Origin of the sequence: Parvibaculum sp. (genome assembly GCF_046297875.1) — a bacterium.
GTDB lineage: Bacteria > Pseudomonadota > Alphaproteobacteria > Parvibaculales > Parvibaculaceae > Parvibaculum.
The window spans coordinates 2,061,514-2,085,561 of the sequence record NZ_JBKBHD010000001.1; the positions used below are offsets into that span (position 1 = coordinate 2,061,514).

At 62.9% G+C, this 24,048-nt stretch carries 25 protein-coding genes; 14 read left to right on the plus strand and 11 right to left on the minus strand.

Translation table 11 applies throughout. The features are described 5' to 3' along the window. Nucleotides 1-20: 20 nt before the first annotated feature. On the minus strand, nt 21-740 hold the full coding sequence (gene fliP / locus ACK4FH_RS10070) for a flagellar type III secretion system pore protein FliP (RefSeq protein WP_409815236.1): 720 nt from the start codon (nt 738-740) through the stop codon (nt 21-23). A 59-nt stretch (nt 741-799) separates the two neighbouring features. After that, entirely contained in the window at nt 800-1,186 is a 387-nt protein-coding gene (locus tag ACK4FH_RS10075) for a FliO/MopB family protein (RefSeq protein ID WP_409813186.1), read from the minus strand. Between the two features lie 277 nt (nt 1,187-1,463). Between ACK4FH_RS10075 and ACK4FH_RS10080 the strand changes: the two genes are divergently transcribed. From ACK4FH_RS10080 to alaS, 10 genes are all read left to right on the plus strand, one after another. Next, nucleotides 1,464-1,892, plus strand: a complete 429-nt coding sequence (locus tag ACK4FH_RS10080; protein ID WP_409813188.1) for a flagellar basal body protein — start codon at nt 1,464-1,466, stop codon at nt 1,890-1,892. A 31-nt stretch (nt 1,893-1,923) separates the two neighbouring features. Next, a complete protein-coding gene (flgC, locus tag ACK4FH_RS10085) occupies nt 1,924-2,334 on the plus strand; it encodes a flagellar basal body rod protein FlgC (protein ID WP_409815239.1) in 411 nt (136 codons plus the stop codon). Nucleotides 2,335-2,344: 10 nt separating this feature from the next. Continuing rightward, nucleotides 2,345-2,668 carry a flagellar hook-basal body complex protein FliE gene (gene fliE, locus ACK4FH_RS10090; RefSeq protein WP_409813190.1) on the plus strand — a complete coding sequence of 108 codons (324 nt, stop codon included), beginning with the start codon at nt 2,345-2,347 and terminating at the stop codon, nt 2,666-2,668. Between the two features lie 26 nt (nt 2,669-2,694). Then, the gene (fliQ, locus tag ACK4FH_RS10095) at nt 2,695-2,958 is read left to right on the plus strand and encodes a flagellar biosynthesis protein FliQ (protein WP_409813192.1); all 264 of its coding nucleotides are present in this window, start codon (nt 2,695-2,697) and stop codon (nt 2,956-2,958) included. A gap of 19 nt (nt 2,959-2,977) precedes the next feature. Then, nucleotides 2,978-3,739, plus strand: coding sequence for a flagellar biosynthetic protein FliR (gene fliR / locus ACK4FH_RS10100; protein WP_409813194.1), 762 nt, complete (start codon nt 2,978-2,980; stop codon nt 3,737-3,739). A gap of 15 nt (nt 3,740-3,754) precedes the next feature. Beyond that, the gene (gene flhB / locus ACK4FH_RS10105; RefSeq protein ID WP_409813196.1) at nt 3,755-4,837 is read left to right on the plus strand and encodes a flagellar biosynthesis protein FlhB; all 1,083 of its coding nucleotides are present in this window, start codon (nt 3,755-3,757) and stop codon (nt 4,835-4,837) included. A gap of 32 nt (nt 4,838-4,869) precedes the next feature. Next, on the plus strand, nt 4,870-7,398 hold the full coding sequence (locus ACK4FH_RS10110) for a PAS domain-containing protein (protein WP_409813198.1): 2,529 nt from the start codon (nt 4,870-4,872) through the stop codon (nt 7,396-7,398). Beyond that, complete coding sequence (locus tag ACK4FH_RS10115; RefSeq protein ID WP_409813199.1) at nt 7,395-7,919, plus strand: AAA family ATPase; 525 nt, start codon at nt 7,395-7,397, stop codon at nt 7,917-7,919. Before ACK4FH_RS10110 ends, ACK4FH_RS10115 begins: the two co-directional genes overlap by 4 nt. A gap of 151 nt (nt 7,920-8,070) precedes the next feature. Then, the gene (gene recA, locus ACK4FH_RS10120; protein WP_409813201.1) at nt 8,071-9,159 is read left to right on the plus strand and encodes a recombinase RecA; all 1,089 of its coding nucleotides are present in this window, start codon (nt 8,071-8,073) and stop codon (nt 9,157-9,159) included. 250 nt (nt 9,160-9,409) lie between these two features. Then, on the plus strand, nt 9,410-12,088 hold the full coding sequence (gene alaS / locus ACK4FH_RS10125; protein WP_409813202.1) for an alanine--tRNA ligase: 2,679 nt from the start codon (nt 9,410-9,412) through the stop codon (nt 12,086-12,088). Between the two features lie 76 nt (nt 12,089-12,164). Here alaS and ACK4FH_RS10130 read toward each other — a convergent pair whose 3' ends face one another. Then, entirely contained in the window at nt 12,165-13,388 is a 1,224-nt protein-coding gene (locus tag ACK4FH_RS10130; RefSeq protein WP_409813203.1) for an NADP-dependent isocitrate dehydrogenase, read from the minus strand. A 186-nt stretch (nt 13,389-13,574) separates the two neighbouring features. On the opposite strand from ACK4FH_RS10130, the gene ACK4FH_RS10135 reads away from it, so the two are divergent. After that, nucleotides 13,575-14,363, plus strand: coding sequence for an RNA methyltransferase (locus tag ACK4FH_RS10135; protein ID WP_409813205.1), 789 nt, complete (start codon nt 13,575-13,577; stop codon nt 14,361-14,363). A gap of 210 nt (nt 14,364-14,573) precedes the next feature. Then, a complete protein-coding gene (gene rpsD / locus ACK4FH_RS10140; RefSeq protein ID WP_409813207.1) occupies nt 14,574-15,194 on the plus strand; it encodes a 30S ribosomal protein S4 in 621 nt (206 codons plus the stop codon). A 187-nt stretch (nt 15,195-15,381) separates the two neighbouring features. On the opposite strand, the gene grxD is transcribed toward rpsD, so the two are convergent. Genes grxD through purC form a run of 6 tightly spaced genes read right to left on the minus strand, consistent with a single transcriptional unit; the run spans nt 15,382 to nt 19,924 of the window. Then, entirely contained in the window at nt 15,382-15,720 is a 339-nt protein-coding gene (grxD, locus tag ACK4FH_RS10145; RefSeq protein ID WP_409813209.1) for a Grx4 family monothiol glutaredoxin, read from the minus strand. Between the two features lie 28 nt (nt 15,721-15,748). After that, entirely contained in the window at nt 15,749-15,985 is a 237-nt protein-coding gene (locus tag ACK4FH_RS10150) for a BolA family protein (protein WP_409813211.1), read from the minus strand. Between the two features lie 22 nt (nt 15,986-16,007). Continuing rightward, nucleotides 16,008-18,227 (minus strand): phosphoribosylformylglycinamidine synthase subunit PurL, encoded by a 2,220-nt coding sequence (gene purL / locus ACK4FH_RS10155; protein ID WP_409813213.1) that lies wholly within the window; start codon nt 18,225-18,227, stop codon nt 16,008-16,010. Next, nucleotides 18,224-18,892: a phosphoribosylformylglycinamidine synthase subunit PurQ gene (purQ, locus tag ACK4FH_RS10160; RefSeq protein ID WP_409815242.1), complete on the minus strand. Its 669-nt coding sequence runs from the start codon at nt 18,890-18,892 to the stop codon at nt 18,224-18,226. Before purQ ends, purL begins: the two co-directional genes overlap by 4 nt. A gap of 2 nt (nt 18,893-18,894) precedes the next feature. Continuing rightward, nucleotides 18,895-19,140, minus strand: a complete 246-nt coding sequence (gene purS, locus ACK4FH_RS10165) for a phosphoribosylformylglycinamidine synthase subunit PurS (protein WP_409813215.1) — start codon at nt 19,138-19,140, stop codon at nt 18,895-18,897. Between the two features lie 22 nt (nt 19,141-19,162). Beyond that, nucleotides 19,163-19,924: a phosphoribosylaminoimidazolesuccinocarboxamide synthase gene (purC, locus tag ACK4FH_RS10170; protein ID WP_409813217.1), complete on the minus strand. Its 762-nt coding sequence runs from the start codon at nt 19,922-19,924 to the stop codon at nt 19,163-19,165. Nucleotides 19,925-20,279: 355 nt separating this feature from the next. On the opposite strand from purC, the gene ACK4FH_RS10175 reads away from it, so the two are divergent. After that, nucleotides 20,280-20,597 carry a DUF1476 domain-containing protein gene (locus ACK4FH_RS10175; RefSeq protein ID WP_409813218.1) on the plus strand — a complete coding sequence of 106 codons (318 nt, stop codon included), beginning with the start codon at nt 20,280-20,282 and terminating at the stop codon, nt 20,595-20,597. 3 nt (nt 20,598-20,600) lie between these two features. Here the strand turns inward: ACK4FH_RS10175 and ACK4FH_RS10180 are convergent, their stop codons facing one another. Together ACK4FH_RS10180 and ACK4FH_RS10185 are read right to left on the minus strand one after the other, a co-directional pair. Beyond that, entirely contained in the window at nt 20,601-21,119 is a 519-nt protein-coding gene (locus tag ACK4FH_RS10180; RefSeq protein ID WP_409813220.1) for a PAS domain-containing protein, read from the minus strand. A gap of 78 nt (nt 21,120-21,197) precedes the next feature. Next, complete coding sequence (locus ACK4FH_RS10185; RefSeq protein ID WP_409813221.1) at nt 21,198-21,923, minus strand: TetR/AcrR family transcriptional regulator; 726 nt, start codon at nt 21,921-21,923, stop codon at nt 21,198-21,200. A gap of 112 nt (nt 21,924-22,035) precedes the next feature. On the opposite strand from ACK4FH_RS10185, the gene ACK4FH_RS10190 reads away from it, so the two are divergent. After that, nucleotides 22,036-23,979, plus strand: coding sequence for a pyrroloquinoline quinone-dependent dehydrogenase (locus tag ACK4FH_RS10190; protein ID WP_409813223.1), 1,944 nt, complete (start codon nt 22,036-22,038; stop codon nt 23,977-23,979). Nucleotides 23,980-24,048 lie beyond the last annotated feature (69 nt).

Genomic DNA, 24,048 nt, shown 5'->3' on the forward strand with positions numbered 1-24,048 from the left:
AGGCGCGCGCCGCGCTGCCGTCATGTGCCGAAGCTCTGGACGAGGCTTCCCGCGATCAGCGACCAGCCATCCACCAGCACGAAGAAGATCAGCTTGAAGGGCAGCGATATGATGATCGGCGGCAGCATCATCATGCCCATCGACATGAGAACGGATGCGACCACCATGTCGATGACGATGAAGGGCAGGAAGACAAGGAAACCGATTTCGAAGGCGCGGCGCAACTCGCTGATCATGAAGGCGGGCACCAGCACCTGAAGACCGATGTCGGAGGGCTCTTCGGGTTCCTCGATGCCTGACAGGTCGATGAAAAGGCGCAGATCGCCTGCGCGGACCTGCGACAGCATGAAGGTCTTGAAGGGACCGCTGGTCAGATCGAATGCTTCGGCAGCCTCGATTTCCTCGTTCATCAGCGGTTCGATGCCCTGCTGATAGGCGGCGGTGAAGGTCGGCATCATCACGAAGGCGGTGAGAAAGAGTGCAAGGCTCACCAGCACGGCGTTGGGCGGCGACTGCTGCATGCCGAGCGCGGTGCGTAACAGGCCGAGCACCACGATGATCCGCACGAACGACGTGACCATGATGAGGATCGACGGGGCGAGGCTCAGAATGGTCACAAGGGCGACGATCTGAACGACGCGCTCGGTGAGGCCGAGGCCTTCGGACATGTCGATCTGGATGGACTGGGCGCCTGCGGGCAGGGCGATGCCCGTGAAGACGAGCGCGAGGGCGAGCATCATCGCGGCGCGCTTCAGCGGCGCAGGCACGGTCAGACGGGTCGCGATGTGAGAGAGGCTGGTCACGCGCGGCGCTCCTTGATGTATTCGACGAAACGCTGAAGCTGGACGATATGGGCCGGACCGGCGAAGGCAGGGCGCGGCGATTTGTCATCCACTGCCGCAATTGCCGCGGCCGGTTGTTCGGGGGCGTCGATGCCGCTTTCGACGAGAAGCGGGTGTTCGCCGCCGATCAGGATCAGATGTTCCTTGCCGTCGCGGCGGATCAGGAGCAGGCGATGCTTGGCATCGACCGGGCGTACTTCGACAATGCCGACGCGGCGATTTGAGCCGGCCGATGTGACGCCCGGCGCGAGGCCAAAACGCTTGGCCAGCATGGCGCAAAGCCCGATCAGGCCGAGTATGAAGGCCAGTGCCGCGACAAAGCGGAAGATTTCAGAGAAGTCCATTTTGACTTGCATCCCACCCAATGGCCGTCGCCCCGACGACCCAGAATGGGAAGAATTTGCCGCGTCAGCCTTAATGCCGGGTTAAGGGCCAAGCGATACAGGGGTTTGGCTGGTTACCCCTTTCTCAACGCGCCCGGCAGATTTTGCCGCGTTAGCACGATGTTAACTCCGGGATGGTGAGACTGACCCTGCCGCCAAGGAATGCGTGGCTTCGGATCGACCCTCTCTCGCGCCCAGAATGCAGCGTGCGGAGCGGATCGCGGGAGCACGCGGGCAGATGGCAATCGGCGACCTTCCCATCATTGGAATGATGAAGCAGCGCATGCACTGGCTTGCCGCAAGGCAGCAGGTGCTCGCCCAGAATGTCGCGAATGCCGACACGCCGGGCTATACCGCGCGCGATCTGAAGCAACTCGATTTCGGCGACATGGTGAAGCGGAGCGGTCCTGTGCTCCGGCCGGTCGCCACGCAGGCCGCACATATCGGCAGCCCCGTGGCGGGCGCCGGGCATGGCTTCAAGCCGGGGCAGGCCAGGGGCGGCGAAGTCATCAAGAAGCCCGACTTCGAAACCTCGCCGACAGGCAACTCGGTCGTGCTCGAGGACCAGATGATCAAGGTCGCCGAGACGCAGATGGATTACCAGACAGTGACCGAGCTCTATTCCAAGAGTCTCGGCCTCATCAAGATCGCGCTTGGCCGTGGCTGAGCGGGGCTGAAAGGACAGAAAAATGAGCGCAATGGACCTGATCAAGTCGATGGTCGTGGCAGCCTCCGGCCTCAAGGCCCAGAGCGGGCGCATGCGCATCATCGCCGAGAACATCGCCAATGCGGATTCCGCCGCGCGCGTGCCTGGCGGCGATCCCTACCGGCGCAAGATCGTCACCTTCGAGGAAAAGCTCAACCGCGAGATCGGTGCGAAAACCGTCGCGATCGGCCGTCCGACATTCGACAAGACCGAATTCAAGCTCAAATACATGCCCGGCCACCCCGGCGCCGACGAGAACGGCTATGTGAAAATGCCGAATGTGAACGGCATGGTCGAGTCCATGGACATGCGTGAGGCGCAACGCAGCTACGAAGCAAATCTGAATCTCATTCAGGCATCGCGGCGCATGATCACCCAGACAATCGAAATCTTGCGGAAGTGAGGGCTGACAGATGAGCAGCATTCCAGCATCCATGGCACTCAACGCCTATGCGCGCGCAGCGGGCATGGGCGGCAATGTGCAGACGCCGCAACCCGGCACGGCAGGTCAGGCAAATGGCGCCTTTGGCGACATGCTGAAACAGGCCATGACCGAGGCCGTGAACTCATCCAAGGCCGGGGAAACGCAGATGGCAGCCGTCACGGGCGGCACGGGCGGGAACATCGTCGATGTCGTGACCGCGGTGGCGGAAGCCGAATCCACGCTGCAGACCGTCGTGACGGTGCGCGACAAGGTCATTACCGCCTATCAGGAAATCATGCGCATGCCGATCTGACGGCTGCGACGGGGGCAAAAAACAAAATGAGCGGACCTGAAGTTCTCGATCTTGCACAGCAAGCGATCTATGTGCTGCTGATCGTCTCGGCGCCAATGATGTTCGTGGCGCTGGGGGTCGGTCTTGCCATCGCGCTGTTGCAGGCGCTGACGCAGGTTCAGGAAATGACGCTGGTCTTCGTGCCGAAGATCATCGCGATCTTTCTCACGCTTCTGATTTCGCTGCCGTTCATGGCGCAGTCACTGCAAGGTTTCATGGCGCTGGTCTCGCAAAAGATCATATCGGGCTGAGGAAGCGGGCAGCGCGGCCATGATAACAATCGAGTATCTGCCGCAAACGGCGTTTACCTTCATGCTGATCTTCTCGCGGCTTGCGGCGATGATCATGCTGATGCCGGCGCTTGGCGAGACAAGCATTCCGGCGAATGTGCGTCTTATTCTCGCGCTGCTCCTCACCTTCGTGATGATGCCGCTGGTCGCCTCGACCTATGGCGAGATGCCGGGCACGATCGCGGCTCTGGTCTTTCTCGTCGTTTCGGAAGTGGCGGTCGGCATATTCATCGGCGGCGCGGCGCGCATCGTCATGAGCGCGCTTCATGTCGCGGGCAACATCATCGCGCTACAGATGAGCCTTGCCTTCGCGCAGAATGTCGATCCGACGCAGGGCCAGCAGGGCGTTCTGATTGCGAATTTCCTGTCGCTGACGGCCGTGACGCTGATCTTCGTCACCAATCTCGACCACCTGCTGATTGCCGCCATGCGCGACAGCTATCATCTGTTTGCGCCGGGGCAGGGGATTCCCGTTGGCGACTTCTCGCAGGTCGCGGTGCAGATGGTTTCGGGTTCGTTCAAGATCGGTCTGCAGCTTGCAGCCCCGTTCCTCGTATTCGGGCTCATCTTCTATGTGGGTATCGGCATTCTTTCGAGGCTGATGCCGCAGATCCAGATTTTCTTCATTGCGATGCCGGCGAACATCATGCTCGGCTTCGTGCTTCTGCTCTTTCTGCTGGCGGCCATGATGACGTGGTTCCTGCAGTATTTCGAGCAGTCGATTTCCGTTTTCGTCGGATAGGCCGGAGGGAAGCCCATGGCCGATCAGGACGATTCGGAAAAAACAGAAGAACCGACACACCGAAAACTGGAGGAAGCCCACAAGAAAGGCGACCTCGTCAAGAGCCAGGAGATCAGCACCTGGTTCGTGATGCTCGGCGCGGCGATTTCCATTGCGATGCTCGCGCCGGGAACCGCCTCGTCGATCATGGGCTCGCTCACGATCTTTCTTGCGCATCCCGAATCGATACCGATGGATGCCGAGCATTTGCGCCGCATCTGGCTTGGCATCGGTACGGATGTATTCGGCGCCGTGCTTGGCCCGCTCTGCATTCTTGCGGGGGCGGCGCTGATCGGCCATCTCATTCAGCATGCGCCGGTGCTGACCGCCGAAAACATGAAGCCGAAGCTCTCCAAGATCTCGCCGAAGGAGGGTCTGAAGCGCCTTTTCGGGCCGAAGAGCCTGATGAATCTCGCCAAGGGCATCGTGAAGATCGTCGTCGTGGGCATCGTCTCCTTTCTCATCGTCTGGCCGGAGCGCGACCGGCTGGCGCTGATGATGACGTGGGACGTGATCCAGCTTCTGCCGGTCGTGCAGATCATGGCGCTGAAGATGTTTGCCGGCGTGATCGCCGTCATGACGGTGGTTGCCGTTCTCGACTACCTGTTCGAGCGCATGCAATGGATGAAGAAGCAGCGCATGACCGTTCAGGAAGTGAAGGACGAATACAAGCAGATGGAAGGCGATCCGACGGTGAAGGCGAAGCTGCGCCAGATCCGCGTGGAACGCGGCCGCAAGCGCATGATGGCCGCCGTGCCGGGCGCCACCGTCATCATCACCAACCCGACCCACTATGCCGTGGCACTCAAATACGAGCAGGGCATGGGCGCGCCGGTCGTCGTCGCCAAAGGTGTCGATGCCGTCGCCTTCAAGATCCGCGAAATCGGCCAGGAAAACGATGTGCCGATCGTCGAGAACCCGCCGCTCGCCCGTGCGCTTCATGCAACTGTCGAGATCGACCAGGAAGTGAAGCCCGAGCACTACAAGGCCGTGGCCGAGGTCATTGGATATGTGATGCGTCTTAAGGCTAAGATGACTGGCGGTCGCGGCCGGAAATGATTCGGCCTGCAGGGTGGACGCAGGAGCAGCTTATGGCCGAGACGCCGGCCGATTACACCGAAATAGTACCCGGCGCGGATGAGGACGGGCGCGATTCCGAAGGCTGGCGCTCGCTGCCTGCGCGCCGCTGGGTCGTGATCGCGGCTGTCGCTCTCGGCATGGTGACGACGTTTCTCGACACGCTTTCGATTCATGCCTTCGGTCTGCCCGGGCTTCTCACCGCTCTTGGCCTTGTGGCGATTGCCGGAGCGGCGCTTTACGGGCTGTCCGGCAGCCAGACCGATGCGCTCAGCCGTTCACCCGCCGCTGCAGCAGAGGCGCTGACCGCGCTTCCCGACCCCTGCTATGTGACGGACCGGCGCGGCACGGTGCTTTTCGCCAATACCGCCTGGCGCGACGTCATGGGCGGCTTCGACGGCAACAGGGTGGTGCCGGTCGAAAGGCTGCTGGCGGGCAGGGGCGAAGGAGCGGAGATTTCGTTCCGCCTCGCACAGGCGGCGCGGACGGGCTTTGCGGCGGAAGAGGACATCGAAATCGGCCCGCGCAATGCGGCGCGCATCTACCGCGCCATTGTGCGGCCGCTGAGCGGGGCATCGGGCGGGGCGGTGTGGCTGTTCCGCGATCTCACGGCGGAGCGCGAGCGCGCGCAGGCGGCAGAAAAACGGCATGGTCGCTCGCTTGCCTATATCGAACATGCGCCGTTCGGCTTCTTTGCCGCCGAGGCGGATGGACGCCTCGTCTTCATGAATGCGCGGCTTGGTGAGTGGCTTGGCGTCGAGCCGAGGCAGCTGACGGAGCGGCGGGCGACGCTGGACGAACTCGTCATTGGCGAAGTGCCGGCGCTTGCGGAGGGCGAGGCAGAGCGGAGCGGGCAGCTCTCGCCGCTCGATGTCGATCTGCGGGATGCGGAAGGCAAGGCGCTGCCGGTGCGCATTCTTCGGACGCGCGTCGCGGAGGCGGCACGGCGTCCGGCGCGCATTTTTGCGCTGGTGCTGAACCGGACGACCGGAGACAAGGCGGAAGAGACGGCGCGCGACGCCGAGATGCGGTTTGCGCGCTTCTTCAACAATGCACCGGTCGGCATTGCGACGATCGACGGCGAGGGGCGCATCGACAATGCGAACCGCTCCTTCGTTGCCTATGCAGGGCCGGAAGTGATGCGCGGGGCGCAGCTTGTCGACCTGCTGATGGAAGAGGATCGGCAGGCGGTGCTCGAAGCGGTGGAGAGTGCGCGCAATGGAGGGCCTGCGGGCATACCCGTCGATGTGCGGCTTGCGCGCAATCCCGATCGCGTCGGACAGCTTTATGCCGCCCGCGTCGATATGGGGCCGGAGGCGTCCATCGTCGTCTATCTGATCGACGCGACGGAACAGAAATCGCTGGAGATGCAATTCGCGCAATCGCAGAAGATGCAGGCGGTCGGCCAGCTTGCAGGCGGCGTGGCGCATGACTTCAACAATCTGCTGACCGCGATCATCGGCTTCTGCGATCTGCTGCTGGTGCGGCATCAGGCGGGCGATCCGTCCTTTGCCGATGTGGTGCAGATCAAGCAGAATGCGAACCGCGCGGCGAACCTGACGCGGCAGCTGCTCGCCTTTTCGCGCCGGCAGACGCTCAGGCCCAAGGTTCTTTCGCTCACCGATGCGCTGGCCGAACTGCAGAACCTGCTGGCGCGGCTGCTGACCGAGAAGGTCGAACTCAAGATCGTGCACGGGCGCGATCTCGGTCTTGTGAAGGTCGACCAGAACCAGCTCGAACAGGTCATCATCAATCTGGCCGTCAATGCGCGCGACGCGATGCCCGATGGCGGGCGGCTTACCATCCGGACGGCCAATGTGTCGGAGGCGGACAGCCGCGCGCTCGACCATCCGCTGATGCCGCATGCCGAATATGTGCTGATCGAGGTGTCGGACACGGGCACCGGCATTCCGAAGGAAAATCTCGGCAAGATTTTCGAGCCTTTCTACACGACGAAAGACCCCTCGAAGGGAACGGGGCTCGGGCTCTCCACCGTCTATGGCATCATCAAGCAGACGGGCGGCTTCATCTTCCCCTATTCGACCGTGGGCAAGGGCACGAGCTTCCGCATCTATCTGCCGCGCTATGTCGAAACCGCGGCCGACAAGGCCGCAGATGCCGAAGCGGCGGCCGCCGCCGCAGCAGCACCCGCCGAAGCGACGGACCTCACGGGCAAGGGAACGATCCTGCTCGTCGAAGACGAAGACGCGGTGCGCACCTTTGCCGCCCGCGCGCTTGCCACACGCGGCTACGAGGTGCTGCAGGCCGAAAGCGGCGAAGTGGCGCTCGAGGTCGTGAAGGAGCATGACGGCCGGATCGATCTCATCGTATCGGACGTCGTGATGCCCAATATGGATGGGCCGACCATGGCGCGGGAGCTGAAGACGGTCCTGCCCGGCGTGCCGATCATCTTCGTCTCGGGCTATGCGGAAGACGCCTTTGCGAAGAACCTCGATCCCGACCAGGAATTCCACTTCCTGCCGAAGCCCTTCTCGCTGAAGCAGCTCGCCGCCGCCGTGAAGGACGTGATGGGGAAGAAGTGAGGGCGGGGCGACCAGCTTTCCTCGTCATCCTGTCGGGGTTGCCCGGCAGCGGCAAGACGACGCTTGCAAGGGCGCTCGCGCGTGAACTTGATGCCGTTCACATTCGCATCGATACGATCGAGCAGGCGCTGAAGCGCTCGTCTCTCGGCATCGACGATGCAGCCGATGCCGGCTATGCGGCGGGCATCGCACTTGCGGAAGACAATCTCAGGCTTGGACATGTGGTGATCGCGGATTCGGTCAATCTGTTGCCTGTGACCAGAGAAGCATGGCGCGGGGCGGCGCGACGGGCCGGAGCGCCTTTTACAGATATCGAAATCATCTGTTCGGATCGGGCGGAGCACCGCGCCCGCGTCGAGGTGCGGCAGGGCGATATAGCAGGACATGTGCCGCCGACATGGGCCGAAGTGGAGGCGCGGGACTACCGGCCCTTCAGCGAAGACTGCCAGCGGATCGACACGGCGGGCCGGAGCGAGGCCTATTGCCTGACTGAGCTTCTGGCGGGGCTGCGGGGGCTGTGATCGCGTGAACGTCGCGCGAACATGATCTAATTAAATAAATAAAATCAATAGGTTAAAAAATCTGTTGCCAATGAGAACAAAATGGGTACGCTCGGTCCCGTCAAGAGCGCATTGCGCGACTCGGCGGGCGATGGTTAAAGGGGAAAACGGCATGTCCAAGAACGTAGTGAGCCTCGTGAAAGACGAATCCGACAAGAAGAAGGCGCTGGACGCCGCTCTGAGCCAGATCGAGCGGTCGTTCGGCAAAGGCTCCATCATGCGGCTTGGCAAGAACGAGCAGATCGTCGAGATCGAGGCGATTTCGACCGGTTCGCTCGGCCTCGACATCGCGCTTGGCATTGGCGGGCTGCCGCGTGGCCGCGTGATCGAGATTTACGGGCCGGAATCCTCGGGCAAGACCACGCTGGCGCTCCAGACCATTGCAGAAGCCCAGAAAAAGGGCGGCATTTGCGGCTTTGTCGACGCGGAACATGCGCTCGACCCGATTTATGCCCGCAAGCTCGGTGTACAGCTCGACGAATTGCTGATTTCCCAGCCCGATACCGGCGAGCAGGCGCTCGAGATTGCGGACACGCTGGTCCGCTCCGGTGCGGTCGATGTGCTGGTGATCGACTCGGTCGCGGCGCTGACGCCCAAGGCCGAACTCGAAGGCGAGATGGGCGACAGCCTGCCGGGCCTTCAGGCGCGGCTGATGAGCCAGGCGCTGCGCAAGCTCACCGCCTCGATTTCAAAGTCGAACACCATGGTGATCTTCATCAACCAGATCCGGATGAAGATCGGCGTCATGTTCGGCAGCCCGGAGACGACGACGGGCGGCAATGCGCTGAAATTCTATGCGTCCGTCCGCCTCGACATTCGCCGCATCGGCTCGATCAAGGAGCGCGACGAGGTGGTCGGCAACCAGACCCGCGTCAAGGTGGTGAAGAACAAGGTGGCCCCGCCCTTCAAGCAGGTCGAATTCGACATCATGTATGGCGAGGGCATTTCCAAGATGGGCGAGCTCGTCGATCTGGGCGTCAAGGCCGGCATCGTCGAGAAGTCGGGCTCCTGGTTCTCCTATAACAGCCAGCGGATCGGGCAGGGGCGCGAGAACGCCAAGCAGTTCCTGCGCGAAAACCCCGACATGGCGAACGAGATCGAGACGGCAATCCGCCAGAATGCGGGCCTGATCGCCGACAAGATTCTGGAAGAGGTCAGCCCCGACGAGATCGAGGATGGCGATATGGAGGCGAGCGCCTGACGCCCGCCTGACCGATCGGAACAAGTTTCTCTAGCTCCGGCCATCCGGCCGGGCATGGGCGGCGCCGGGTACCCTCCGGCGCCGTTTTCCGTTTTCCTCCCTGCCGGGGGCTTTCTGGACAGTCCGCCGGGCGACAGGTAAAAGCGGGCAGCCTATATTCATCAATGAAACGGGGCGGATAGCCGGTGGCTGCCGCTTGCCGGAGGGACCCCTTGAAGGGCCCCGAACCTTGAGCAGACAGAGCGCAGCCATGGACGGCCTGAACGAGATCCGACGCAAGTTTCTGGACTATTTCCGCGCGCAGGGGCACGAGGCCGTGCCGTCCGGACCGCTGGTGCCGAACAACGATCCGACGCTGCTCTTCACCAATGCAGGCATGGTGCCGTTCAAGAATGTGTTTACCGGCCAGGAAACGCGGCCCTATGTCCGCGCGGCGAGCGCACAGAAATGCGTGCGCGCGGGCGGCAAGCATAACGATCTCGACAATGTCGGCTATACGGCGCGCCACCACACCTTCTTCGAGATGCTCGGCAATTTCTCCTTCGGCGATTATTTCAAGGCCGAGGCGATCGAGTTCGCATGGACGCTGATCACGAAGGAATTCGGGATTCCGAAGGACCGGCTGATGGCGACCGTCTATGCCGAGGACGATGAGGCCTTCGATCTCTGGAAGAAGATCGCTGGCCTTCCCGATGCGAAGATCATCCGCATCCCGACCTCGGACAATTTCTGGTCTATGGGCGACACCGGCCCCTGCGGACCCTGCTCGGAAATCTTCTTCGATCATGGCGACAGGATTCCGGGCGGCCCGCCTGGCAGCCCCGATCAGGACGGCGACCGCTTCATCGAAATCTGGAACCTCGTCTTCATGCAGTATGAGCAGCATGCAGACGGGACGCGCGCGAACCTGCCCAAGCCCTCGATCGACACGGGCATGGGGCTCGAGCGCATTGCCGCCGTGCTGCAGGGCACACACGACAATTACGCGACCGATCTCATGCGGGCGCTGATCGTCGCCTCTGCCGAAGCCTCGAAGAGCGATCCCGACGGCGCCCAGGCGGTGAGCCACCGGGTGATCGCCGATCATCTGCGCTCGTCCTCCTTCCTCATCGCCGATGGCGTCATGCCGTCGAACGAGGGCCGGGGCTATGTGCTCCGCCGGATCATGCGCCGCGCCATGCGCCATGCGCAGCTTGTCGGCGTGGCCGATCCCCTGATGCACCGGCTGGTGCCGGCGCTTGTGCGCCAGATGGGCGATGCCTATCCGGAACTGCGCCGCGCCGAGGCGCTCGTCACCGAAACGCTGAAGCTCGAGGAAACGCGCTTCCGCGATACGCTTGCGCGCGGGCTGAAGCTTCTCGACGATGAAGTCGAACAGCTTGGCGGCAGGGGCGTGCTGCCCGGCGAGGTCGCGTTCAAGCTCTACGACACGTACGGCTTTCCGCTCGATCTCACGCAGGATGCGCTGCGTTCGCGCGGCATGAGCGTCGACCAGACAGGCTTCGATGCCGCGATGGCAAAGCAGCGGCAGGATGCGCGCGCCGCCTGGGCGGGCTCGGGCGAAAAGGCGACGGAAGCGGTCTGGTTCGAACTGCGCGAGGCGCATGGCGCGACCGAGTTCCTCGGCTATGAAAGCGAGGTCGCGGAAGGCAAGGTCGTGGCGCTGCTCGTCGGCGGTCAGCCGGTCGATGCAGTCGAGGCGGGGCAGGAAGCGGCGATCATCACCAATCAGACGCCCTTCTATGGCGAGTCGGGCGGGCAGGTCGGCGATACGGGCATCATCTTCTCGGCGGATGGTGCCGAATTTCCCGTGATCGACACGATGAAGAAGCTCGGCGACATGCATGTCCATATCGGCAAGCTCGCGCGCGGGCGGCTGACGGTGGGCGGCATTGTCGAAATGAAGGTCGACAAGGCGCTGCGCGATGCGACGCGGGCGAACCATTCGGCGACGCATCTCGTGCATGAGGCGCTGCGCCGTGTGCTCGGACCCCATGTCACGCAGAAGGGTTCGATGGTGGGGCCGGAGCGGCTGCGCTTCGATTTCAGCCATCCGAAACCGATGACGGTGGGGGAGATTGCCGAGGTCGAGACGATCGTGAACCGCATCATTCGTCAGAACACGGAAGTTTCGACGCGGCTGATGACGCCCGACGATGCAATCGCTGCGGGCGCGCTGGCGCTGTTCGGCGAGAAGTATGGCGAGGAAGTGCGCGTGCTTGCCATGGGCGTCGACGATGCAAAGGACAATCACACCTATTCGGTGGAGCTTTGCGGCGGCACGCATGTACGCCGTGTCGGCGACATCGCAATCTTCAAGATCGTGAGCGAGAGCGCGGTTGCCTCCGGCATCCGCCGGATCGAGGCGCTGACGGGCGAGGGCGCGCGCGCCTATCTTTCGCAGCAGGAGCGCATTGCGAAGGAAGCGGCCGGTGCGCTGAAGATCGCGCCGGAAGACCTGCCCGCCCGCGTCGTCTCGCTGATGGAAGAGCGCAAGCGCCTCGAGCGCGAGCTTGCCGAGGCGAGGAAGAAGCTGGCGATGGGCGGCGGCGCATCCGGCGGCGATGCCGGTTCGCAGATCGAGGAAATGGGCGGCGTGAAGCTGATACTTCGCAAGCTCGAAGGTGTGAACCCGAAGGATCTGCGCGGCCTTGTCGATGACGGCAAGAAGCAGCTCGGTTCGGGCGTCGTTGCCTTCGTTGCCATTTCCGAAGACGGCAAGGGTGCCATCGCGGTCGGCGTCACGGCCGATCTCACCGGGCGTTTCAACGCCGTCGAACTCGTCAAGGCGGGGGCGAAGGCGATGGGCGGTTCGGGCGGCGGCGGCCGGCCCGACATGGCGCAGGCCGGCGGGCCGGATGCCTCCAAGGCCGATGCGGCGCTTGAGGCCGTTCGCGGCGCCATCGGCGCGCTGGCGGGCGCTGCCTGATTTTCCGATACGGCTTTGGAAACAAAAATGGCCCGGTAGTTCCGGGCCATTTTTATTTCGTCTAGCCGGAAGGCCCTCACCCAGCCTTGGCGAGTGCCTTGTCGAGATTGGCGGCGACCTTGTCGAGGAAGCCTTCGGTCGAGAGCCAAGACTGTTCCGAGCCGACGAGGAGGGCCAAGTCCTTCGTCATGTAGCCGGACTCGACGGTGGAGACGCAGACCTTTTCAAGCGTGGCGGCGAACTTCGCCAACGGCTCGTTGCCGTCGAGCTTTGCGCGATGGGTGAGGCCGCGCGTCCAGGCGAAGATCGAGGCGATGGAGTTGGTGGAGGTTTCCTCGCCGCGCTGATGGGCGCGGAAGTGGCGCGTCACCGTGCCGTGGGCGGCTTCGGCTTCCATGATCTTGCCATCGGGCGTGAGCAGCACGGAGGTCATGAGGCCGAGCGAGCCGAAACCCTGCGCCACCGAGTCCGACTGCACGTCGCCATCATAGTTCTTGCAGGCCCAGACATAGCCGCCCGACCATTTCATCGCCGAGGCCACCATGTCGTCGATCAGGCGGTGCTCGTAGGTCACCTTGGCCTTTTCGAAATCGGCCTTGAATTCCTTTTCGTAAATCTCCTGGAAGAGATTCTTGAAGCGGCCGTCATAGGTTTTCAGGATCGTGTTCTTGGTCGAGAGATAGACCGGGTAGCCGCGGTCGAGGCCGTATTTCAGGCAGGCGCGGGCGAAGTCGCGGATGCTGTCATCGAGATTGTACATGCCCATCGCGACGCCGCCGCCGGGGAAATCGTAGATCTCTTCCTCGATCGTCTCCTTGCCGTCTTCGGACACCCACTTCATGGTGAGTTTGCCCTTGCCGGGAATGCGGATATCCGTCGCGCGGTACTGGTCGCCAAAGGCATGGCGGCCGATCACGATCGGCTCGGTCCAACCGGGCACGAGGCGGGGAATGTTGCGGCAGATGATGGGCTCGCGGAAGACGGTGCCGCCGAGAATGTTGCGGATGGTGCCGTTCGGCGACTTCCACATCTTCTTCAGCTTGAATTCCTCGACGCGGGCCTCATCCGGCGTGATGGTCGCGCATTTCACGCCGACGCCGTATTTCCTGATCGCCTCGGCGCTGTCGACCGTCACCTTGTCGTCGGTGTCGTCGCGGTGCTCCATGCCGAGGTCGTAATAGTCCAGCGTCAGGTCCAGATAGGGGAAGATCAGCTTGTCCTTGATCATCTGCCAGATGATCCGGGTCATCTCGTCGCCATCGAGGTCAACCACGGGATTTGCGACTTTGATCTTCGGCATGGGGGGTCCTTCGAAGCTGGTACGGAATTGGGCAGAAAACGGCGGAATCGCGCGGCGAGCCGCCATATGCAAGCCTAACCCCTATAACATTGCAGGCCGATTGATTAAAGGCGGCCAATCGCCTATTGACCGGCTGCCCAGCTTCGCGGGCATGGTTCCCCCAACGGAAAGCGGCAGATTGGCAGCATGGCCGGAACGGATCGCACGAAAAAATCGGAGGCTACGGTCACGCCCGGTCCGGCGGTGATTCTCGTCGCGCCGCAGCTTGGCGAGAACATCGGCACGGCGGCGCGCGCCATGCTGAATTTCGGGCTATCGGACCTGCGGCTGGTCAGGCCACGCGACGGCTGGCCGAACGAGCGGGCCAATGCGGCGGCTTCCGGCGCCGATCTCGTGATCGAGCGGGCGCGGCTTTTCGACACCACGGCGGAGGCAGTCGCCGATCTCGATTATGTCGTTGCGACGACAGCGCGCAGCCGCGACATGGTGAAGCCGATCCTGACGCCGGAGACGGCGGCGCGGCAGATGCGGCAGACTTTCGCCGGGGGTGGACAGGCGGGGCTGCTGTTCGGGCCGGAGCGCACGGGGCTCGAGAATGACGATGTGGCGCTGGCCGATGCCATCATGATGGTGCCGGTGAACCCGGCCTTTGCCTCGCTCAATCTCGCCCAATGCGTTCTTCTCATGTCCTATGAGTGGTTCAAGGCCGGGGACGATACGGAGGCGACACGGATCGAATATCTGCAGACCCGGCCCGCGAGGAAGGAAGAGCTGATCGGCTTTTTCGAGCATCTGGAAGGCGAGCTTGACCGGTTCGGCTTCCTCAAGCCGCCGGAGAAGCGGCCCTCGATGGTGCGGAACCTGCGCAACATGTTCCAGCGGGCCGGCCTCACCGAACAGGAGGTGCGGACGCTGCGCGGCGTCGTCGCCTCGCTGACGCGGCGATATCCGAAGGGCGAGAGGCCGACGGAATAGGCCTGAACCGGGGCCATTTGACACCCCCGGCCCCCCGCGCTACAAACCGCCTCGAAACGGGCTCCCTCCTATCGGGGGCCCGCTTCATTTGAATACGCACCCGCGGGAATGGCGACGCTTGTAGCCGGTCCCTGTCGGCCTCGATCCCCGAAAGGGGAAAAGGCAAAGGAGGGCGCGTTTCCTTAGTTTTTGACCTTCAAGGGAACTGCGATGACAAAGCGCCAGGAGTCCAAGTACAAGATCGACCGCCGGATGGGCGAAAACATCTGGGGGCGTCCGAAGAGCCCGGTCAACCGCCGCGAATATGGCCCCGGCCAGCACGGCCAGCGCCGCAAGGGCAAGCTCTCGGACTATGGCGTGCAGCTGCGCGCCAAGCAGAAGCTCAAGGGCTTCTATGGCAATATTTCCGAAAAGCAGTTCCGCGGCATCTACAAGGACGCCGACCGCCTGCGTGGCGACACGGGCGAGCTGCTGATCGGCCTGCTTGAGCGCCGTCTGGATGCCGTCGTCTATCGCGCCAAGTTCGTGCCGACCGTCTTCGCCGCCCGCCAGTTCGTGAGCCACGGCCATGTGCTCGTGAACGGCAAGCGCGTCAACGTGCCGAGCTACCGCGTCCGCGAGGGCGATGTGGTGGAAGTGCGCGAGAAGTCGAAGCAGCTTGCGCTGGTTCTCGAAGCCGCGCAGTCGGCCGAGCGCGACACGCCGGACTATCTCGAAGTCAATCACGACAAGATGACGGCTAAGTTCGTCCGCATCCCGGCTTTCGCCGATGTGCCCTATGCGGCGCAGATGGAACCGAACCTCGTCGTCGAATTCTACTCGCGCAGCTAATCGCAGCGCTGACCGCAAAACGAAAAGGCCGCTCGAAAGAGCGGCCTTTTTTGTTGTGCGTTTCCCATTTCGTCATGACCCGCTTCAGGCGGGTCATCCACGTCTTTCTTCCTGGATCGGTTCAAGACGTGGATGGCCCGGACAAGCCGGGCCATGACGGGAATGGTGGTGCCTGAGAGCCGGAGCGTTACGCCGCCTGCGTCTCGATGCCCTTTTGCGCGAGGTAGTCGCGCAGTTCGCCCTGTTCGAACATTTCGCGGACGATGTCGCAGCCGCCGACGAATTCGCCCTTCACATAGAGCTGGGGGATGGTCGGCCAGTCGGAGAATTCCTTGATGCCCTGGCGAATTTCCTCGTCCTCCAGAACATTGATGCCCTTGAAGGGGACGCCGAGATAGGTCAGCACCTGCACGACGGCATTGGAGAAGCCGCATTGCGGGAAGACCGGCGTGCCTTTCATGAAGAGCACCACGTCCTGGCTTGCCACTTCGCTCTTGATGCGGTCGAAGACCGGGTTCTCGCTCATTGTCGTTCTCCTTCGCCGTAAGGCGGGTTCAATCCTGCGGCGCGCTGGTCTGCAGCGCCAATGCGTGAAGTTCGTTGCCCATGCCGCCTTTCAGCGCCGCATAGACCATCTGGTGCTGCTGCACGCGCGTCTTGCCCTTGAAGGCGGCGGAGATGACGTTGGCGGCATAGTGGTCGCCGTCGCCGGCGAGATCGCGGATGTCGACCGTCGCGTCGGGAAGTGCTTCCTTGATGAGCCGTTCGATTTCCGACGCCGTCATGGCCATGCGTTCGTCTCCTCGCGTCTCTTCAGAGTTCGGCGCCGGCGGCCATATAGGCGGGCAGCCAGCCTTCGTGTACGTCCTTGAGCGCATTCAATGATATGGGTTTGGCGCCCTCAAGTGTCAATTCCGTGCCGCCGGTCGTGCCGATGCGGGCGGCGGGGATACCGGCTTTTGCCGCCCGCTCAAGGAAGGCGGCGGCGGCGCTTTCCGGCAGGGTCACGGCATAGCGCGCCTGATCCTCGGCGAAGGCCCAGACATGGAGGGGGAGGGCGGTTTCCGGCGCGAGCTTGGCGCCGATGCCGCCTGCCATCGCCATTTCGGCGATAGCGGCAAGCGCGCCGCCATCCGAAAGGTCGTGGACGGCTGTGAGATTACGGTTGCGGATTTCGGCGCGGATGAAATCGCCATTGCGGCGCTCGACGGCGAGATCCACCGGCGGGGGCGCGCTGCGGTCGTCCGACTTGCGAACGATGTCGCGCAGATAGATCGACTGGCCGAGATGGCCTTTCGTTTCGCCGACAAGGATGATGGCCTCGCCCGCCGCCTTGAAGGCGATGGTGGTGCGGACCGCGATGTCGGGCAGAAGGCCGACGGCACCGATGGCAGGGGTGGGCAGGATGCCCTTGCCGTTGGTCTCGTTGTAGAGCGAGACGTTGCCGGAGACGACTGGGAAGTCGAGCGCGCGGCAGGCTTCGCCGATGCCTTCGATGCAGCCGACGAACTGGCCCATGATCTCGGGCTTTTCGGGATTGCCGAAATTCAGATTGTCGGTGATGGCGAGCGGTTCGGCGCCGACGGCGGTGAGATTGCGCCAGCATTCGGCCACCGCCTGCTTGCCGCCTTCCTGCGGATCGGCGGCGCAGTAGCGCGGCGTCACGTCGAGGGAGAAAGCGAGGCCCTTCGGCCCGTCGCCGATGCGGACCACCGCGGCGTCGCCGCCCGGTCCGATCGCCGTGTTGCCCTGAATGAGATGATCGTACTGCTCCCAGACCCAGCGGCGCGAACACATGTCGGGCAGGCCGAGCATTTTCGTCAGCGCGTCCGAGATGTCGTTCGGCGCGGGCACATCGGACGGGGCGAGCGGCGCAGGCTTTGCGGCTTTCACGAAGGGGCGGTCATATTCGGGGGCCTGATCGCCAAGCTCCTTGATCGGGAGATCGGCCATCACGTCGCCATGCTGCCTGATGCGGAAGCGCAGGTCGTCGGTCGTCTTGCCGATGATCGCGAAGTCGAGGCCCCATTTGCGGAAGATAGCTTCCGCGTCCTTCTCGCGCGCCGGATCGAGCACCATGAGCATGCGCTCCTGGCTTTCCGACAGCATCATCTCATAGGCGGTCATGCCCTCTTCGCGGCAGGGCACCTTGTCGAGATCGAGTTCGACGCCGAGATCGCCCTTCGCGCCCATTTCGACGGCGGAGCAGGTGAGGCCCGCGGCGCCCATGTCCTGAATGGCGATGACGGCGCCGGAGGCCATCAGTTCGAGGCAGGCTTCGAGCAGCAGTTTTTCGGAGAAGGGATCGCCGATCTGGACGGTCGGGCGCTTCTCCTCGGAGTCCTCGCCGAATTCGGCCGATGCCATGGTGGCGCCGTGAATGCCGTCGCGGCCGGTCTTGGAGCCGAGATAGACGATGGGCAGGCCGACGCCCTTTGCTTCGGAGTAGAAAATCTTGTCGGCATCCGCGAGGCCCGCCGCAAAGGCGTTCACAAGACAGTTGCCGTTGTAGCTTGCGTCGAAATTCACTTCGCCGCCGACGGTCGGCACGCCGAAGCTGTTGCCGTAGCCGCCGATGCCGGCGACGACGCCCGAGACGATGTGGCGCGTGCGCGGATGGTCCGGTTCGCCGAAGCGCAGCGCATTGAGCGCGGCGATGGGGCGCGCGCCCATGGTGAAGACGTCGCGCAGGATGCCGCCGACGCCCGTTGCCGCGCCCTGATGCGGCTCGATATAGGAGGGGTGGTTGTGGCTTTCCATCTTGAAGATGATCGCCTGTCCGTCGCCGATATCGACGACGCCCGCGTTCTCGCCGGGGCCGCAGATGACGCGGGGGCCCGTGGTCGGCAGCGTGCGCAACCACTTCTTCGACGACTTGTAGGAACAGTGCTCGTTCCACATGGCGGAGAAGATGCCAAGCTCGGTCAGCGTCGGCTCGCGGCCGATCAGGTCGAGAATGCGCTGGTACTCGTCGGGCTTCAGCCCATGTTCGGCGACGAGTTCCGGCGTGATCCTGATATCGTTCGGTATCACGCCACGGCCTCCATAATGCTTTCAAAAAGGGCGCGCCCGTCGGTGGCGCCATTCAGCGGTTCGATCATGTTTTCGGGATGCGGCATCATGCCGAAGACATTGCCGCGCTCATTGAGAATGCCGGCGATGTCGTTCTGCGAGCCGTTCGGATTGGTGCCTTCTGCATAGCGCAGGCCGACGCGGCCTTCGCCTTCGAGGCGCTTCAGTGTCTCGGCATCGGCGAAGTAGTTGCCGTCACCATGTGCAACCGGGCAACGCCACACCTCGCCTTGCCTGTATTTGCGCGTGAAGTCGGTTTGCGCATTGGCAACTTCGAGCTTCACTTCCTTGCAGACGAATTTGAGGCCCGCATTGCGCATCAGCACGCCGGGCAGGAGCCCCGCTTCGCAGAGGATCTGGAAGCCGTTGCAGATGCCGAGTACACGCACGCCTTTTTCAGCGGCTTTTGCGACGGCGGGCATGATATGGCCGCGCGCGGCGATGGCGCCGGTGCGCAGATAGTCGCCATAGGAAAAGCCGCCGCACAGGACCACGAGATCGAGGTCGGGCAGCTCGGTATCCGCATGCCAGATATAAGCGGGCTTCTTGCCGGTGATCTTCTCGAGCGCGATCAGCATATCGCGTTCGCGGTTTGAGCCGGGGAAAACGACGACGCCTGACTTCATGCTCACTTCTCGTCGAGCTCCACGGCGTAGTTTTCGATCACCGTGTTGGCGAGGAGCTTCTTGCTCATCTCGTCCAGTGCGGCCTTTGCCTTCACCGGATCGGTTTCGTTCAGTTCGACCTCGAAGAGCTTGCCCTGACGGACGCTGGCGACGCCGGAAAAGCCGAGCGAGCCCAGCGCACCTTCGATTGCCTTGCCTTGCGGGTCCAGCACGCCGTTCTTCAGCGTGACCTTGATGCGCGCTTTCATGCTTCCTCGTCTTTCACGTAACTCACTTCACCAGCGTGGGCCCGCGCCGTTTCGGTTCGGTCTCAACGAGAACGCCGAGGCGCCGCGCTACTTCCTGATAGGCTTCGACGAGGCCACCCATGTCGCGGCGGAAACGGTCCTTGTCGAGCTTGTCGTTGGTGCGGGTGTCCCAGAGGCGGCAGCAATCGGGGCTGATCTCGTCGGCGAGCACCACGCGCACCATCTCGCCTTCATAGAGGCGGCCGAACTCGACCTTGAAGTCCACGAGGCGGATGCCTATGCCGAGGAAGAGGCCGGTCAGGAAGTCGTTGATACGCAGCGCAAGCGCCATCATGTCGTCGATTTCCTGCGGCGTCGCCCAGCCAAAGGCCGTGATGTGCTCTTCGGAGACCATCGGGTCGTGCAGCTCGTCATTCTTGTAATAGAACTCGATGATGGAGCGGGGCAGCACCGTGCCTTCGTCGATGCCGAGCTTTTTCGACAGCGAGCCGGCGGCGACATTGCGCACCACCACTTCGACGGGGATGATTTCCACTTCCCGAATGAGCTGCTCGCGCATGTTGAGCGCGCGGATGAAATGCGTCGGCACGCCGATCTCGTTCAGCTTGGTGAAGATGAATTCCGAGATGCGGTTGTTGAGGACACCCTTGCCGTCGATGATCTCGCGCTTGGTCGCGTCGAAGGCGGTCGTATCATCCTTGAAATGCTGGATGAGCGTGCCCGGTTCCGGGCCTTCGTAAAGCACCTTCGCCTTGCCTTCATAAACGCGTCTGCGCCGGCTCATGTCATGAATTCCAATCGGTTAGCCCGGATGGAAGGTCCGGGGCTGGCGGGGGGCTCCGCACATATTCGAGGACCGCCTCGCGGCGGAAAAGAGCCGGGCGGGCAGGTTCGGAATCGGCCCTTCGGCGAGCGCAAGGTAGCCCAAGGCCGGACGCGATACAATGAAGCTGTGCTGCGCCGCACCTGTCATAAAAAATGTCTGAAAATCATGGGGTTAGACAATTCGACGCGGGGGCGCCCCGGCTGGCCGATGGCTGTTGATTTGAATTGATGGGCCCGCTATGCCTAAGGCCAATTCCGGGAGTTCCCCAAGCCGGGGCCCCGCCACATGACCCCAATACGGAGTGCCAGGTTCCATGTCCAGCTTCGACAAGCGCGAGGAAGGTTTTGAAAAGAAGTTCGCTCATGACGAGGAGCTTCGCTTCAAGGCAAGCGCACGCCGCAACAAGCTGCTCGGGCTCTGGGCGGCCGAAAAGCTGGGCCTCACGGGCGAGGCCGCCGAGTCCTACGCGCAGGACGTGATCGCCGCGGATCTGAAGGAAGCGGGCGATCAGGATGTGTTCGACAAGATCCGCGCCGATTTCGACGCGAAGGGCGTGGCACAATCCGACCATCAGCTTCGCCGCACCATGGACGAGCTGATGGATGAGGCCGTCCGTCAGATAAAGAGCTGAGACTCAGTGTTCCGGGAATATCGAGATACAGCCGAGGAGCAGGATTTCGTCGGCGCGTGCGCCTTCCATCGGCAGGTGAACGATCTCGAGATTGAGGAAGTCCCGGTTAATGCCGGACAGGCGGCCCTGCGTGATGTGGGGCCGCTTTTCCTTTGTCACCATGCGATAGATGCCGGCATCCTTGCCGACGGTCGCCGGGTGATAGATCTCGCGGATCGTCATGCCGGTCGGATCGAAGTCGAGCCAGCGCGTCAGCGTCGTGCCGACCAGACGTAACCGCCAGTCGTAGCCGTCATCATCCAAAGGCTCGAGAACAAAGACGCTCGGCAGGAAGGATGCGGCTTCGCGGCAGGGAAGATCGGATCGGCTCAGGAGACGCCCATCCCGGCAGTGACGCTGCCAGAATTCCATCAGCTTTATGGATTGGGCATGCAGGGGCTTTTCGATCGGGACGACATTCGTCTCGATCCGCGTGGCGCGATCCTGCGTCGTACGGGCTCCGGGCCGGGTTTCCATGAACATGGGGCCTGTCCTGCATTCAACGAGGCCCTTCTTCCGGCCCTCCATTTCCCATGTCAGCAGCAAAGCGATAAAAAGCTCTTAAGTGTTGCGCCGGGCTGCCTGAGAAGGCGCCGAAGGTGTCGACAATATGACAGCAAAACTTTCCGCCGCCGTCTCGCGAGCGCCATTTTCCGTCAATCCGGCGATTGCATTGGTGGCGGATTCCCTCAGGCGGTGCATGGCCGCCCAGGCCACTGTCTCGATGGCAAGACGGGCGGCAAGTTTTTGCTCTGGCGAGGGCGGGCCTGCGGCCCCGGCGAATTTGAGGGCAATTTCGGCCAGTTGATCGCGGTGGCGGCCACGCAGATCCAGCGCATGAAGCTGCTCGAAGGCAGGGACTTCCCTTGCGCAGCGATCGACCAGCCAGATGGCGCGGCGGGCCTCGTGCAGCATGTCGTAAAGCTCGTGGCCGATGGCGCGGAGCGTTTCCATTTCCACCTTTGCGCCGGGAGCAAGCGCGGTGTCGAAGGACGGCCAGTGGCGCACTTCCTTCACGCGCGCGGCAAAGATTTGCACCGTCGCAATGATGCCGGGGTCTTCAAGGGGGAGGGGGAGACCTGTGAGCGGGCGGGCGCAGACCTTCAGAATGGCAAGGTGGAGCAGTGCTTCCTTGCTCGCGACATAGAGATAGACCGTGCCGGCGGAAACGCCTGCGGCCTTCGCCACATCCGCCATCTGGGTGCGCCTGATGCCGAGTTCGGAAAAGCAGGTTATTGCCGCATCGGCGATTTCTTCGAGTTTTCCTTCGGATTTCTTTCGGGCCACGGCGCCTGCTTCTCCCCTCGGCTGCGCCGTTTCACGTGAAGCAGCGCAAATCATCTTGACTCCTGATAATAAATGAATGACTCATTCAGTCAATTGATTTGAGGAGGGACTCATGGGACGCGTCCGGTTTGCATTTGTCGCTGCGCTTCTTGCTGTGGTTTTTGCGGGATTGCCGCAAGCCGCGGCTGCCGGAATGGGCTGGCTCCATTATGGCGGCGATGCCGGCGGCACGCGCCACTCGGCCGCTGCCGAGATCACGCGCGAGAATGTGAAAGGTCTTCGCGAGGCCTGGACCTATCGCACGGGCGACATGGAAGCCCGTGCGGACGTCATGAAGCACAGCGCCTTTCAGGCAACGCCCATCCTCTTTCACGGGTCGCTGATCCTTTGCACGCCCTTCAACGAAGTGATCGCGCTCGATCCGGGCACAGGCGCGGAGAAGTGGCGCTACGATACGAAAATTGCGACGGACTACCGGCCGGCCAACCAGTTTGTCTGCCGCGGCGTGACGCCCTGGGTGGATGCGGCCGCTGCGCCGGAGGGGCTTTGCGCATCGCGGCTTTTCATCGGGACAGCGGACGCGCGACTGATCGCGCTCGATGCGGGAACGGGGCAGCCTTGTCTCGGCTTCGGCATGGATGGCGAAGTGCAAATCGATCCCGGCATGGAACTCGAATGGCCGGGCGAATTCCAGATCACCTCGCCGCCTTCGGTTGCAAATGGTGTCGTCGTAGCCGGCTCGTCCATCGGCGACAATCGCCGAGCCAATGCACCGAAGGGGACGGTGCGCGCCTTCGATGCGCGGACGGGAAAGCCTGTGTGGGAATTCGATCCGGTGGTTCGCGGCGCGAAAGATCATCCCGAAAGCTGGCCGCGCGGCGGCGTGGCCGAGCGCACGGGCCATGCGAATGTCTGGGCGCCGATCGCGGCGGACGAGGCGCGGGGGCTCTTCTTCCTGCCGACCTCATCGCCATCGCCGGATTTCTTCGGCGGGCTTCGCGCGGGTGACAATCGCTATGCGAATTCCGTGGTGGCGGTTGAAGCGGCGAGTGGAAAGGTGCGCTGGCATTTCCAGACGGTGCATCACGATGTCTGGGACTACGATCTTCCGGCGCAACCGAGCCTTGTCACGCTGATGCGCGATGGCCAGCCTGTCGATGCCGTGGTTCAGGTGACGAAGCAGGGTTTCGTCTTCGTGCTCGACCGCGACACGGGCAAGCCGATCTTCGATGTGGAGGAACGGGCTGTGCCGCAGGACGGTGCGGCGGGCGAGTTTCTGTCGCCGACGCAGCCTTTCCCGGTTGCGCCGCCGCCGCTCGTGCCGCAGATGCTGACGGCAGACGACGCATGGGGCCTCACTTACTGGGACCGCAAGGCATGCCGCGACAAGATCGCGGCCGCGCGCTCCGAAGGCATCTACACACCGCCTTCGGCGCAGGGCACGATCATGTATCCGTTCACGGCAGGCGGGGCGAACTGGGGCGGGGCGGCATACGATCCCGCGACACAGACGCTCTATGTCAACACGAACCGCGCGGCGCATATCATCACGCTGATCCCGTCGGAAAACTATGAAGCGGCGAAGGCTGCCGAACCGAATGAAGAGATTTCGCCGCAAGCGCCGACGCGCTGGGCCGTGAAGCGCGAACTGTTGCTTTCGCCGCTCGGCCTGCCTTGCACGCCGCCGCCCTGGGGCATGCTGACCGCCGTCGATCTCTCCGATGGCACGATCAAATGGGAAAGCGTGCTTGGCACAGTGCGCGACATTGCGCCGGTTCCCGTGTCCCTCAAATGGGGCGTGCCGAATTTCGGCGGACCGATCGTGACGGCAGGCGGCGTCGTCTTCATCGGCGCGACGATGGATGACTATCTGCGCGCCTTCGATGCGGCATCGGGCGAGGAGTTGTGGAAGGGGCGCCTTCCGGCGGGCGGGCAGGCGACACCCATGACCTATGTATGGGAAGGCCGGCAATATGTTGTCATCGCGGCAGGCGGCCATGCCCGCGCCGGCACGAGACCTGGTGACTATGTGAAGGCTTATGCGCTGCCGGAATAGTCTATTCCGCTTGTAACTCTGTCGCGTTTACCCGCAGAATTGCCCGACAAGAACAACAAGACGGGGAGA